At 66.1% G+C, this 13,558-nt stretch carries 11 protein-coding genes; 4 read left to right on the forward strand and 7 right to left on the reverse strand.

The annotated features are described in order from the left end of the window. Nucleotides 1-54 precede the first annotated feature (54 nt). Both AC1Q7Q_RS01095 and AC1Q7Q_RS01100 read left to right on the forward strand, forming a co-directional pair. Complete coding sequence (locus AC1Q7Q_RS01095; RefSeq protein ID WP_492374122.1) at nt 55-816, forward strand: bestrophin-like domain; 762 nt, start codon at nt 55-57, stop codon at nt 814-816. A 96-nt stretch (nt 817-912) separates the two neighbouring features. Continuing rightward, the gene (locus tag AC1Q7Q_RS01100; protein ID WP_492374123.1) at nt 913-1,197 is read left to right on the forward strand and encodes a hypothetical protein; all 285 of its coding nucleotides are present in this window, start codon (nt 913-915) and stop codon (nt 1,195-1,197) included. Between the two features lie 37 nt (nt 1,198-1,234). Here the strand turns inward: AC1Q7Q_RS01100 and AC1Q7Q_RS01105 are convergent, their stop codons facing one another. The 4 genes from AC1Q7Q_RS01105 to AC1Q7Q_RS01120 form a co-directional block, all read right to left on the reverse strand. Further along, nucleotides 1,235-1,900: a response regulator transcription factor gene (locus AC1Q7Q_RS01105; RefSeq protein ID WP_492374124.1), complete on the reverse strand. Its 666-nt coding sequence runs from the start codon at nt 1,898-1,900 to the stop codon at nt 1,235-1,237. Then, a complete protein-coding gene (locus AC1Q7Q_RS01110) occupies nt 1,897-3,369 on the reverse strand; it encodes a sensor histidine kinase (protein ID WP_492374125.1) in 1,473 nt (490 codons plus the stop codon). The genes AC1Q7Q_RS01105 and AC1Q7Q_RS01110 overlap by 4 nt, the downstream gene beginning before the upstream one ends. A 454-nt stretch (nt 3,370-3,823) precedes the next feature. Continuing rightward, a complete protein-coding gene (locus tag AC1Q7Q_RS01115) occupies nt 3,824-5,164 on the reverse strand; it encodes an ArsB/NhaD family transporter (RefSeq protein ID WP_492374126.1) in 1,341 nt (446 codons plus the stop codon). A 53-nt stretch (nt 5,165-5,217) separates the two neighbouring features. Then, nucleotides 5,218-6,267, reverse strand: coding sequence for an amino acid ABC transporter substrate-binding protein (locus AC1Q7Q_RS01120; protein WP_492374127.1), 1,050 nt, complete (start codon nt 6,265-6,267; stop codon nt 5,218-5,220). Nucleotides 6,268-6,674: 407 nt separating this feature from the next. Between AC1Q7Q_RS01120 and AC1Q7Q_RS01125 the strand changes: the two genes are divergently transcribed. Further along, on the forward strand, nt 6,675-8,324 hold the full coding sequence (locus AC1Q7Q_RS01125) for a hypothetical protein (protein ID WP_492374128.1): 1,650 nt from the start codon (nt 6,675-6,677) through the stop codon (nt 8,322-8,324). Nucleotides 8,325-8,424: 100 nt separating this feature from the next. Here AC1Q7Q_RS01125 and AC1Q7Q_RS01130 read toward each other — a convergent pair whose 3' ends face one another. Then, the gene (locus tag AC1Q7Q_RS01130) at nt 8,425-9,477 is read right to left on the reverse strand and encodes a beta-propeller fold lactonase family protein (RefSeq protein WP_492374129.1); all 1,053 of its coding nucleotides are present in this window, start codon (nt 9,475-9,477) and stop codon (nt 8,425-8,427) included. A 115-nt stretch (nt 9,478-9,592) separates the two neighbouring features. Beyond that, on the reverse strand, nt 9,593-11,956 hold the full coding sequence (locus AC1Q7Q_RS01135; protein WP_492387118.1) for a TonB-dependent receptor: 2,364 nt from the start codon (nt 11,954-11,956) through the stop codon (nt 9,593-9,595). A 231-nt stretch (nt 11,957-12,187) separates the two neighbouring features. Here AC1Q7Q_RS01135 and AC1Q7Q_RS01140 point away from each other — a divergent pair, with 231 nt between their 5' ends. Then, a complete protein-coding gene (locus AC1Q7Q_RS01140; RefSeq protein WP_492376845.1) occupies nt 12,188-12,979 on the forward strand; it encodes an NADPH-dependent F420 reductase in 792 nt (263 codons plus the stop codon). Between the two features lie 66 nt (nt 12,980-13,045). Here the strand turns inward: AC1Q7Q_RS01140 and AC1Q7Q_RS01145 are convergent, their stop codons facing one another. Continuing rightward, the gene (locus AC1Q7Q_RS01145; protein WP_492376844.1) at nt 13,046-13,477 is read right to left on the reverse strand and encodes a hypothetical protein; all 432 of its coding nucleotides are present in this window, start codon (nt 13,475-13,477) and stop codon (nt 13,046-13,048) included. Between the last annotated feature and the right edge of the window lie 81 nt (nt 13,478-13,558).

The following is a 13,558-nucleotide window of genomic DNA, read 5'->3' on the forward strand; positions in this document are numbered from 1 at the left end:
TGGAGGCTGGCGCTTGAGCCTGGCTCGCCGTATCGCGGCAACAGGGGGTGAGACATGAACCACCTCGTCATCGCCTTGATCGTGTTCGCCTGTGTTTTCGGCAGTTCACTGCTCGGCATGTGGGCGCGCGCCATGCTGCCTGAACACCACCTCAGCGATCAGTCCATCAGCGTGGTCAAGATGGCGACAGGCCTGATCGCCACGATGGCGGCGCTGGTGCTGGGGCTGCTGGTGTCGTCGGCGAAAGGCACGTTCGACACCGTGAGCAGCGAGCTTGTGCAGAATTCCGCCAGCGTCATCCAGCTCGATCGGGTACTGGCCAAATATGGGCCGGACGCGCAGGAGGTTCGCGTTTTACTCAAGCGTGTCTATGCCGAGAAAATCCAGATACTCGACTCCGGGGACGAGGCGCAGCTGGCAAAGCTTGGCAATGCCGAGTCTGTCAGCCAGCTGGAAGGCTTTCAGCGCAAGCTGGAGGCGCTTGCGCCGCGCGACGACGCGCAGCGCGAGCTGAAGGCGAAGGCCCTGCAGATTGTCGATAGCGTGTTCGCTGCGCGCTGGCTCGCGTTGCTGCAGACAAAATCCTCGATCCCGATCTCCCTGCTGATCGTGCTGGTGCTGTGGCTGTCCATCGTATTCGGCACGTTCGGGCTGTTCGCCGAGCGCAACGGGACCATCGTCGCCGCGTTGATGATGTGCGCCTTGTCGACTTCCGGGGCGATCTTCCTGATCGAGGAAATGAGCACGCCGCTCTATGGGCTGGTCAGCGTGTCGCTTGCATCCATGCACGACGCGTTCGCCCATCTTGGCCGGTAGCGCAGGAGGCGCCGCGCTCCGCGCGCTGCTGACCTACTCTTGAGCAGAGGACGCGCCGGCGCGAGGCGTCTGTGCTGGCCATAACAAGGAGTCGTGATGAAGATGCTAGCCATGTTGGCATGCGTAATGCTGTGCGCGAACGCCTATGCCGAATGCACCACCAACGCGCGCGGGGCTGTGGTTTGCAACAACGGAGAGTCTGCCGCCGGGTATAACCGGAACACGGGTAACGGCTTTACGTCGGAGAAGAACCAGAACGGCGTGACAACGACGCAGACCACCAAGGGCGGAGAGGTCAAGACCAAGGATGGCAAGGGGGTCTATACAAGCCCGAGCGGAAAGACCTGCGCCAGGACGGCCCGCCATCAGGGCTGCAATTGAAGCGCTGCGGTTGGCGTCAGGGCTCTCCCGGGCTATGTTATGGCGCAGCGGCAGCGGCTGCACCCTGCGGTGGGTGAAGGAGCGGATGGGGGATGCCGACCTTGTCGCTGATGCGCACAAGCTCGGCCAGGGAGTGCGCCTCCATCTTTCTCATCACGCGGGCCCGGTGGACCTTGATGGTCTTTTCCGCCGTGCCCAGCTCACAAGCCATCTGCTTGTTCAGGCGGCCTTCGACGACCAGCGTGAGCACTTCGCGCTCGCGCGGCGTGAGGCGGTCAATGCGGCTGTAGATCGCTTCGATCTCGATGCGGCTCGCGCGTGCTTGCGACGCGCGCCCCAGCGCGGCTTCGATCGCGTTCAGCAGCTCGCTGTCGCTGACCGGCTTGACCAGGAAGTCCGTCGCGCCCGCTTTCATGGCGCGCACGCTTGCCGGGATATCGCCGTGTCCGCTGAGGAAGACGATCGGCAGCGGCCAGCCCGCGCTGCTGAGCTGGCGCTGCAACTCCAGGCCGTTCAGGTCGGGCAGTTGCAAGTCGAGCACCAGGCAGGCGTTGCTCTCGGCAGACAAGACGCTGTCGAGGAACGCCCGCGCCGTGCCGAATCCTTCGGCGCGGTAGCCTGCGCAGCCAATCAGGCGCATCAGCGCCCGGCGCACCGCGTCGTCGTCATCCACCACGAAGACGGTTGGTGTGGAGTTGTTCATGGGTGTTCCCCCGAATGGACGGGCTCTGTTTTGGCTGCGACCGGCAACGTGAAATAGAAAGTGGCACCTTGGTCGCTATTGTTCTGCGCCCAGATGCGTCCGCCGTGCATTTCAACGATGGAGCGGCTGATGGACAGCCCGAGGCCAAGCCCTTCACGCTTTGAGGTGAAGAATGGCTTGAAGACCTGGTCGAGTTTGTCCGCGCTCAGGCCGGGGCCACGGTCCCGCACCGCCACGCGCACCATGCTGGCGCCTTCGCACGTGGCGTCAACCATGACCACGCGGTCCCGCGCCGGGCGGGACTCGCTTGCGTGGAAGGCGTTGAGCAACAGATTCAGTACCACCTGCTGCACCTGGACGCTATCGCCCTGGACGCGCGGCAGCGTGGGCTCGGTGTGCTGGACCACGCGGATTCCGCGTACGATCGCATCGCTGTGCACCAGCAGCGCCACGTCGCCAATGACGCGCTCAAGACTGATGGGCGCGGCTTCGAGGTCGCCCTTCTTGACCAGCCTGCGAATCCTGCGGATCACTTCGCTCGCGCGGTGGTTGTCCTCGACGATATCCTGCAAGATCTCACGCACTTCGGCCAGGTTGACAGGCTGCGTCGACATAAAGCGTTGAGCGGCCTGCGCGTTGCTCAAGATGGCCGTGAGCGGCTGATTCAACTCGTGCGCGAGCGAACTCGCCAGCTCACCCAGCGTGGAGACACGCGTCAGATGGGCAAGCTCGTGCCGGTTACGCTGTAGTTCGTAGCGCTCGGTCCGGTCGATGACGACGGTCAGCAGGAGCGGCTCCCTGTCGAACGAGGCATCGTTGGCGGTGATTTCCGCCGGGAACTCAGTGCCATCCTTGCGTCGCGCGAACTGGTCATGCGTGCCGCCTGCCGGCCGGGACAAGCGCACGGTCCCGCTGTCGCCCTGCAATCCTGGAACGAGCGCGTCCGCAGACGCGCCGATCAGTTCCTCCTGGCGATAGCCGAAGAGCTTTTCCGCGCCAGCATTGGCCAACAGGATCTGGCCGCGCGGATTGGTCATCAGAATGGCAAATGGCAACAAGGCCAGCAGGCCGCGCACGCTTTCATCATGCTGCAATGCTCGCGCGGAGCCGCGGAACCCGTCAGATGTATCGCCTCGGGGATCAAGGGGCCCATCCCGTGGCTCCGGGCGTATGGCGGTGCGCTGGACGCGGCCAGGGGAGAGCATGGCAAGGCGTGCGCCAATGGGGCGCCAGCCCTGACGCCAGCCCTGACGCCAGCCCTGACGCCAGCCCTGACGCCAGCCCTGACGCCAGGACTGGCGAAATCTCGGACCCTTGGCGGGGTGTGGCTGCGCTGCGGGGGAGTCCTCCGCCGGGTAGCGCCACGTTGCACCGTTGGCCCGCGCGCGCCGGAATTGCAGCAGCAGCAACAACAACAGCAGCGCGATGAACGCTGCCTCGAGGAGGGCAGCAGTGCGGATGATGGTCATGGCGCCGTGCTCCCTGTCAATGGTTCGCAGGCAGGCATGCGAACCCGGCGCCGTCGGCAAGCCGGCGAGCGATTGAGCCATTCAGCGTGCATGCGGTGGCATTGGGCAGCTGCGCCGTGGCAGCGAGATGCTCGCCACCGCCTACATGCGCTGGGCTGATCAGCGGACCCGTCTTAAGTGCTTCCTCGCGCTCCCGCGCCCAGGTGGGTAAAGCGTCACTGGCGGGACGGGCGGCCCCACGATCATGTGGCATGGAGGCAAAAAAAGTGTAGGCGCTGGCGTTGCTTTGTAAAAGACATAAGTCGCGATTGTGGAACTTACCATGCGCGGATTCGCGCAAGCGGGGCAGCCTTGCCGGCGGCGCGATCCCGCGATGGAAATGGGACCAAGGTCCCATTGCCGGTGGTCGGTGCGCGGGCATTGGACCATGGTCCCGTATCGCATATCGGCGCCCTCAGCGCATCCAACGCGACAACACGATGACATAGATCGCCGACGCGGTGAGTTGGGCCGCCGTGACTGGCAGTCCATAGCGCATGAACGTGGCGAACGTGACGGGCTTGCCGTGGCGCGCGCAGATGCCAGCGCACACGATGTTGGCCGATGCGCCGATGAGAGTGGCGTTGCCACCGAGCGTTGCCCCGAACATCATGCCGACGAACACCGGAATCGTGGTTGCCGGCCACTGAGTGAAAAGCGCGCCAAGCGCGGCGTCGGGGACGACCTCCGCCGCCACCAGGTAGCCCTTGATCATCAGGATCGACGCGGCTGCCACCGGAACGTTTGCCAGCAGGCTTGAGAGCAGGCCGATGACTGCAATCATCACCAGGGCAACGAGCGTCAGTTGGGTGCCGAACGACCCGTGCAGCTTCAGCGCCATGACTTGCAGCAGGCCGGTCTTGGTCACCGCCTGCACCAGGCAGAAGATGCACCCCAGGAACAACAGCGTCTTCCAGTCGACGTCCCGCAGCACGTCGTCGGTTGGCTCGAAGCGGGCTTCATACCCCACCAGCAGCGCCAGGGCGCTGGCGATCAGCGCGGCCATGGGCGGCACGAGCCGGGTGGGCAGGTGCTCGCCGAAAACGAACAGCCCCACCATCGTCAAGAGGACGGCAAGCGAGAGCCCCGCATAGACGGGGCGCTCGAGCCGTCTGTGTGGCTGGCGCTGCGGCAAGGCACGCCGCATCCGCCACAGGTCCGGCATCAGCAGCGGCAACAGCGGGACGATGACAAGCAGGGCGACCACGCCGCCCAGGCTGACGCGGCGCAGGTACTCGCCGAATGTCATGCCGATCGCGCTGCCGACGAGGAATGTCGCCGGGTCGCCGACCAGCGTGAGCAGGCCGGCAGAATTGCTCACGATGGCGGTCAGCACCATCGGCCCGACAAAGTCCACCTCCAGGGCGATGGCCACGCGGATGATGATAGGGGCGAGCAGGATCACCGTGGTCGCGTTCGGCAAGAAGGCGCACAAGGGTGCAACCATCGCGATCAGCAACAACAGGAAGCGCTTGCCGCTGCCGCCCGTGGCGCTCAGGTACAGGTCGCCGAGGCGGTCGAACAGGCCCGTGGTGGACAGGATGCGCGCCACCACCATGCCACCAAACAGCAAGCCGATGGGGCCGCCGGAGGTGCGGGTGGCGCTCAGCAGATCCTGTTCGTTGAGGATCCCCAGCGCGATCAGCACGCACACGCCGATCAGGGCTGCCACCGCCATGTCCAGCAGGTTCAAGGCGATGACCAGGATCACAGCCCCGAAGACGCCAAGGACGATATAGATCTGCAGCTCACTCATGCGGCGACCTCCGCGGCCCGTTGCATCGATAGCACCTATCCCACCTATCGTATCTACCGCATGGGCGGCGCGTACATCAGGCCGCCCTGCGTCCATGGCCGGTTGAGGCCGCGCTCCAGCTTGAGCGGGCTTTGCGCGCCAAGATTGCGCTCGAACATCTCACCGTAGTTGCCCACGCTTTGCACCGCGCGCACGGCCCAGCCCGGCGCGACGCCGAGCGCCTTGCTGGCGTCGTCGCCGGGCTCGAGGGAGGCGCCCAGCAACGGATCGCGCATGCGCTCGCGCACGTTGGATTGCGTGATCCCGTTTTCTTCAGCGGCAACGAGCGAGAAAAGTACCCAGCGGACCAGTGTCAGCCACTGCTGGTCGTCGTTGCGCACGACCGGTCCGAGCGGCTCCTCCGAGATCCGCTCGGGCAGGATGACGTAGGCTTGCGATCCGCCCCGGCCCCGCAAGCGTACGGCTGCGAGGTGCGAGGCATCCGCGGTATAGGCGAGGCAGCGTCCCGCAAAGAAGGCGTCGGCCACTTCGGTTGCGGAGTCCACGGCGAGCGGGCTCACGCTCAACCGTTTCGCCGCGAAATAGGCGGCCAGATGTTCCTCGCTCGATGTCCCTTTCTCGACGCAGACGGTGGCGCGGTCAAGCGCGGCAATTGACTTCGGCGCGCCCTGCTGCGGCACCATGAAGGCCTGGCCATCATAAAAGAGGATGCCGGCGAACTGCACGCCCAGCGTGCTCTCACGCGCGAGGGTCCACGTGGTGTTGCGGCTGATCAGGTCCACCACGCCGGTGCGCAGGGCCGGAAACCTGGCTGAAGCCTTCAGCGCTACGAAGGTGACTTTGTCGGCCCGGCCCAGCGCCGCCGCCGCTACGGCGCGGCAGAAATCGACGTCAAGGCCAGACCAGCGTCCCGCCGCGTCCTTCGCCGAAAACCCCGCAATGCCCTCGCTGACACCGCAGCGCAGCGTGCCACGCGACCTGGCCTGCGCCAGCGTATCGCCATCCGCGGCATGGGCCGGCAAGGCGGCGGCAGCGAGCAATGGCAACGTACCCAGCCACAGTCGTTTGACGATGCGTCCGACGATGCGCCGAAGGTGGATCATGCTTGCCCCCAAGCCAGGTGCGGCAGCGCGCCGCCGCTGCCGACAGATTCACTCTGGCAGCGATCCCCTGGTGCGTCAATTGGCCTTTCGTCGTACGGGCGAGGGAGATTGGTGGGGGCACCACGTCTCGCCAATATGCAATATAGGAGACTTGGAATGAGGCGCCTGACGATCACCGGCATTCCTGCTGTTGAGGAACGCGATCGGCAAGGGTCTGAGCGCTTTTCTGTTTTGCGTGGACCAAAAGGGCGGCTACGCTATTAGGAGTCCCCGGAGAATTCGCAAACCTTCGACCTACGCTCGTCTGATCTGCGGTGTGGTCCGCCATGCCGGCGGCGGCGAGCCAGCCACCACGGATGGCGGCAAATGACGGGCCGCACCGCCTGGCCCAGCCCAAGGAGACGCCAATGATGAAGGCAATAAGACCGTTTTCTCGCCTCGGCGCGCTGATGGCCGTGCTGGCTCTGCCGTCCTTTGCAAATGCTCAGGCAGCCCAAACTACCCTGGGCAACGAGAAATTCGGCACGGTTCATTTTCCGACCTCGTGCAACCCGGCGGCCCAGCGGCAGTTCGAGCACGCGCTGGCGATGCTGCACTCCTTTTACTATCCAAATACCGTTTCGGCATTCAAATCCGTACTTGAGGACGATCCACAATGCGCCATTGCCTATTGGGGCATTGCGATGAGCCAACGTCCCAATCCATTGCTAACACCCTTCGACGAGACTAGCCTGAAAAACGGGCTGGAAGCGTCGCAAAGGGGCCTGGCGCTTGGTCCGAAGACGGAACGGGAAGCCGACTGGCTGCGCGCGATCGATCTGTTCTACGAGGACTACCGCACGGTCAACCAGCAGCAGCGCACGCTGGCGTACGAGCAAGCGATGGCGAAGCTCTCCGCCAAATATCCACGAGATACCGAGGCCGCCATTTTCTATGCACTCGCCCTCAACGAGGGCGCATCGCACAGTGACAAAACTTACGCCAAGCAGCTTAAGGCAGGCGCCATTCTGGAGAGGATTTATCGCGAGCAACCGGACCATCCAGGCGTTGCCCACTATCTGATTCACAGCTACGACTGTACAGCGCTTGCGCAGCGCGGCCTGCCCTTCGCCGAGAAGTATGCGTCGATTGCGCCCGACGCACCCCACGCGCTCCACATGCCTTCGCATACCTATTCGATGCTGGGGATGTGGCCGGAGTCCGTGAAATCGAACGAGGCCGCCCTGGTTGTCATGGTCGGGGATGCCGCCAAAGCCTGGCCCGGGGCGACGCATCCAAACGCCGCGCACTCGTGGGACTTCATGGAGTACGCGTACCTGCAAATGGGAATGGATCGGCTCGCTTCCAGCGTGCGGGACCAGGCAGAAGCGGCACGGAAGTTCCCCTTTGAGCGGCCCGCTCTATACACGGCGCTTGCCGCCATCCCTGCGCGCTACGCGCTGGAGCGCGGTGCATGGCAGGAAGCCGCGGCATTGCAACCGCGAGGCAGCAGCTATGCGCAAGCCGAGGCGATTACGTATTTCGCACGGGCACTTGGCGCCGCGCGCAGCGGCGATCCGCAAGCCGCGCAGACCGACATCGAGAAGCTGCGCGAACTCCGCGCGAACCTCGAGAAGTCAAAGCAAGCCTACTGGGTCGAGCAGGGCGATGCTCAAATCCTCGCTGCAAGCGCTTGGGTCGAGTTGGATATGGGCAGCAATGAGGAAGCCGTGAGCCATATGCGGCAGGCGGCCAAGCTCGAAGACGCGAGCGAGAAGGATGTGGCCATGGAAAACCGTCTGTATCCGATGCGCGAGCTCCTGGGCGATATGCTGCTGGGACTGAACCAGCCTGGCGCTGCATTGCAGGAATATGAGACGTCCCTGAAGTCCACCCCGAACCGGCTGCGAGGACTGTATGGCGCGGCAAAATCAGCGCAGATGATGCACGACGATGCGAAGGCGGCCAACTACTTCGAAAGGCTGGTCCTGCTGACGGCTAACGCCGATGCCACCAGGGCTGAGATCAAGGAGGCCAGAGGCTATCGCGACAACGCGAAACCGAGAGGATCGTATTGACAGTTCCGTTTTTGTTAACTAACGGCTTGCACGATGCCAGGCTCTGCGACAGGCATCGCCGAGCGCACAATGTCCCCGGCGCCGGCGCGCGCCGGTGGATTCAAGGCGCATCGAGCGTCCCCGGGCTCTTCGGGTAGGTGACAACGCCCCAGCTCAGCGCCACGCCGGCCACTTCGCGCAGCGGCTGGTAGGTCCGCGCGTCCACCACATAGACTGCGTTCGAGCGGCCACAGGCGATCAGCAGCCGCGCGTCGTCGGGGGTGAAGCTGAAGTGCCAGCAGCGTTTGCCGGTGGCGATGTTGGCGATGTTCTCATAGCTGTCGGCATCGAATACCTGGATGGTGTCCGCGCGCGACGCGGCCACGAACAGGCGTTTGCCAGCGCGGTCGAAGGCGGCCCCGTAGGGCCCGCTGCGCGTCGCCACCGTGCGCACGATGTGGTAGTCGGCCGCATCGAGCACCAGGAACGCGTTGGCTGACTCCAGCGTGACGATATAGCGCTGTCCGTCGGGGCTCACCTTGATGCCGCGCGGCCGCGATCCGGGCGGCGTCTTGATCAGGTTGAGGCGGCCGCCGCTGGCGCGCTCGTAGACCGACACCGTATCGTCGCCCTCGTTGGTGACCAGCAGCAGGCGCGCGTCCGGCGAGAATTCGATGCCTTCGGTCTCCAGGCCGCTGGGGATCGCGTGCGTGACGCGCCAGTCCTTGAGGTCGATCACCGCGATCTGCGCCGGGACCGGCGCGTCGTCGCCAGTCTTGCCCGGCTCGCCGGGCTCATAGGTGACGAAAGCCTGCCCGCCGGACACGCGCACGAATTCCGGGTTCTTGCCGATCGGGATGCGCTTGGCCAGTTGGCCATCGCGTGTGTCGATGACGGTAAGGTCACCAGTTCCCTTGTTGGCGGCCAGCAGGTATCGTCCATCCGCACTGATGGCGATGCCGCGCGGACCCTTGCCGCCGGTGTCGAGGGTGTTTGTGATGTCGAGCCGGTCGAGGTCGATCACCGCGATGCCGCCGCTCTCGCTCGACACATAGGCCTTGGCCGCCTGAGCGCCTCGCGGCGCCGGGCCTGGCGCGCAAGCGGCGCAGGCCAGCGCGGCGCATAGCGCCAGCATGATCCGGCCAGATTGGCCATTGCCCTGTCTCGTCGCCATGCACGCCTCCCGCTTGCGTTGCTTGTCGCTGTTCCCGGCCCGATGCCGTCCGGCTGCTTTCCATTCTTGGTGACGGCGCGGCAACTGCCAAGGATTTCCCGCATGCCTGCGGCCGCTAGCGTCCGCCCCATTCATAGCGCACGCCCACCAGGAAGAGGCGCGGGGCGCCCGGTGCGACGAAGCGCTCGATCGGCACCGCCGCGCCGGGCTGCAGCAGCGTGCCGCCCGGAAACACGTTAAGGCCCGCCTGCCCATAGGTTTCATAACGGCGGTCGAACACATTGTCGACGCGCGCGTAGAGCTGCCAGCGTGCATCGACCTGCCAGCTCGCCCGCAGGTTGAACAGCACGAAGCCGGCGGTGCGCGCCAGGCGCGGATCCTGCGCGCTCAGCGCGCCGTCCTCATTGCCGGCCACCGGGCGCGACGACGATACGACCATGGCGCCGCCGAGCGTGACCGATGCGGTTGCACGCCAGTCACCGCTGAGCTTGAAGCTGTGCAGCGGCACGCCCGCCATGCGCGTGCCGGGGCGCACGTTGACGGGCGCCGCGAACGGCGTCTGGATCTGGCCGTCCGCCTGGTAGGTGGCTTGCAGGTAGCTGTAGCTGGCGCGCAGCATCACCGGGCCCAGGCGCTGGCGCAGCCCGAGTTCCAGCCCCTGGCTGCGGGTCTTGGGGAAGTTGGTGAAGTAGCCGAGCGGGCTGACCGGCGAGCGCTGGAACAGGATGTCGTCGCGGTTGTCGCTGCGGTACAGCGCGAGCGTGAGGTCGGTGGCATCGCTGGCCTTCCAGCGCCCGCCGAACTCCACCGTGCGCGATACCACCTGGCGCAGGTACGGATCCGCCTGCAGGCCGGTGGGCAGCTGGCAGGCGTTGGCCGGATCCGCGCAGCCCAGCTCGATGGCGGTCGGCATGCGCGTGCCTTGCGAGGCCGAGGCAAAGACCGTGAGGCCGCTGCGCAACTGGTGCGAGAGCCCAAGCGAAGGATTGAGCTTCGAGAACGTGAAGCGTTCGTCGGATGCATTCGGCAAGGTCAGCACCGTGTGCGTGCTCGAGGTGTTCCAGCGCGCGCTCGCGGTGAGGTAGCTGTGCGGCAGCAGCTTGACGGTATCGGAGGCATACAAGCTGACGGTGCTGGTGCGTCCATCGAGCGAGGCGTTGGTGCCGGGCGTGGCGCCGGGGTCCGCCACCGCCACGCGATCGTCGCTGAAGCCGGCGGGCTGCGTGTCCTGGCGATACGATGCGCGGCTCAGCGCAAAGGCGGCGCCCAGTACTGCGTCGTGGACGTTGCCCGTATGGGACCACTGCCCGGACAGCCCGTAGTCATGCGTGTTGACGGTCGAGGTGTTGAGCACCGCGCCGGCCGGCGCGGCGCCTGGCTCGCAACCCGCATTGCCGGCGTTGCCCTGGCAGCCAAGCAAGGTGTCGAGGTAGTCGTCGCTGACGTCCCCGGTGCTGGCCTTTGCGTGCCCCAGGCGAGCATAAGCCGTCAGCGCGATCTGGTCCTCGGCGTTGAGCTGGTGCGTGCCGTTGAGCGTGACCTGCAGCGAGCGCGTGCGGGTGAGGTCGGGCGCGGTGTAGATGGCATTGCGCTGGCTGCCGTAAATGCTGTCTGGCAGCAGGCCATTGCCGGACAGGCTGCTGCTGCTGCCCAGCACGCTCACGCTCCATTGCGTATCGGTGGTCGAGCGGCCGACCTTGGCGAACAGGTTGCCCAGGCTGCTGCCGGATAGCTGGCGCCAGCCGTCCTCGCGAAAGCCCGTGCCCGCCACGAAGGCGTGCCAGCCATCGCCAAGCATCTTTCCCCCGCTCACGTCGAGCCGTGCGCGGCCGTGGCTGCCGAGGCTCAGGTCGGCCTCCACGCCGGGATGCGTTTCGCCGGACTTGGTGGTCAGCGCCAGCGCGCCGCCAAGCGCGTTGAGGCCGTAGAGCGGATTGCTGCCGGGCACCAGCGTGATGGTGCTGATGGCGGCCTCGGGGATCGCCGTCCAGTCGACCACATCGCCCAGCGCGCCATTCTGGCGTACGCCGTCCAGGTAGAGCGCGATGCCCTGCGCCGCGCCCAGGGTGGAGGACAGGCGGTAGCCGCGATAGAGAATGTCCTTCTGGAACGGGTTGCCCTGTACGTCGTTGATCACCACGCTGTCCATGGTCTCGCCGAGGAACGAGGACAGGTTGCCAGACTTGGCGCGCTCCATGTCGGCGTCCGTCGCGGTTTGCACATTGCCGGGAAACGCCTCGCGCGGGATGGAGAACGACGGCAGCGGCGCGGGCGCGACCACGGTGACCTCGCGCAGGTTGTGGACCTCGTCGCCAGGCGCTGGCTGCGGCGTCTGGGCGGCCACGCCCGCCGGTGCGCCCGCAGCCAGCGCCGCCAGGGCCACCCGCGCCGCCCGCGCCACCTGTGCGCATGCGGCTGCCCTACGCTGCGCGGCCGGCGCGAGCCTTGAGCGGCGCGGACAGGGGAGGGCGGGGGCCATTACCGTCTCCGTGGGGACAAGGACGCAAGGGCGGGGGATCGCGGGTGATGCAAGTGCTACTTACTGTAGTGCACAGGGTGGCAAGCGCCAAATCGATCACGCGGCGGCAACGGGGCGGCGGCGCGCGCTGCATTTTTCGCCTAGAGTTTGAAGGCGTGCCAAGTGCACCGCACCCGCTTGCTGTGTTGCAGCACCACGATGTTTGATGGTCATCGGATCGAGGAGTCCGCCATGCCGTTTCCAGAGCGCATCGAAACCATCAGCCGGCAGCGCCGTCTGCTCACCGGCAGCGTGAGCCTGGCGTTGCTGGCGATGTGGCTGGGGATCTCGCCCTCGCGCTTGCGCGCGCAGGCTAGCCGGGACAGCGCCCTCGTGCCCATCGGCGTGATTGGCTCGGGCCGCATCGGCAGCACGGTAGGCGGCCTGTGGGTGAAGGCAGGCCATCCCGTCCTGTTCTCCTCGCGCCACCCGGATGAACTCAAGCCGCTGGTCGAAAAACTTGGCCCGCTTGCCCGCGCGGGCACGGTGGCCGAGGCGCTGGCGTTTTCCAACGTGATTTTTCTTGCCGTCCCTTACAAGGCGTTGCCTGAGATATCGGCGGAGTATGGCAAGGCCTTTGCCGGCAAAGTGGTGGTGGATGCGACCAACGCCGTGCGTGCGCGCGATGGCGCTGTTGCCGAAGAGGCGATGCGCAAGGGCATCGGCATCACCACCGCAAAGTACCTGCGCGGCGCGCGTATCGTGCGCGCTTTCAATTTCATGGGCGCCACCAACTTCGCCAATCAGAACCACCGGGCCGAGGGCCTGATCGCGGTGCCGATCGCCGCCGATGATCCGAAGGCCCTGCGCATCGGCGAGCAACTGGTGCGCGATGCAGGCTTCGAGCCGGTGGTGGTCGGCCGGCTTGCCACGGCCGACAGCTTCGCCCCGGGCGGGCCGCTGTTCCATCAGATCGGCTCGGCCGACGCCATGCGCGCGCGCATGGCGGAGCAGGGCGGGAAGATGGTGGCGACGCCTAAGTAATCATGCCGGCGCCACCGGGCCTCAGGTCTGAGCCATGCCGCCATGGGCGGCGGGCCCGTGCGGGGCTTAGCCGTGCCAGGCGCCCTTCATCCAGACCCAGCCGCCACCCTCGAAGCGCCAGACCCAATGCCCGGGCACCCAGTAGGCATGCTGCGCGGGCGGGGCAACCGTGATCTGTTCCACGATCACGGGCGGCATCACCGGCACCGCCTGCTGGACCCAGCGGCCGTGCACCCAGAACCAGTCGTTGCCTTCCCACTTCCAGTGGCCCGGCACCCAGTTCCAGCCGTAGGCAGGCGCGGGGCCGCGGTCTTCGTGCACCGGCGGCGGCATGTTGCGGACCATCTGGTGGGGTGGCGCAGGCGCCGGCTGGCGTACTACCACGCGCTCGGTCACGCAGCCGGCAAGGCTGCCGAGCACCGCCAGCGAGGCGAGCGCCGGCAGGGCGGCGCGGAGCAGGCGGCGGCGTGCCGGCGCATGGGGTTTGCTGATTGCCATTTGTCTTTGTCCTGTTTGTCCTGTCGGCGCTGATTTGCGCTCGGGCGTTGTCCAAGGGGCGGCCCCGGGTCGGGATGCGCA

Source organism: Cupriavidus sp. GW823-FHT07A04, assembly GCF_058794615.1.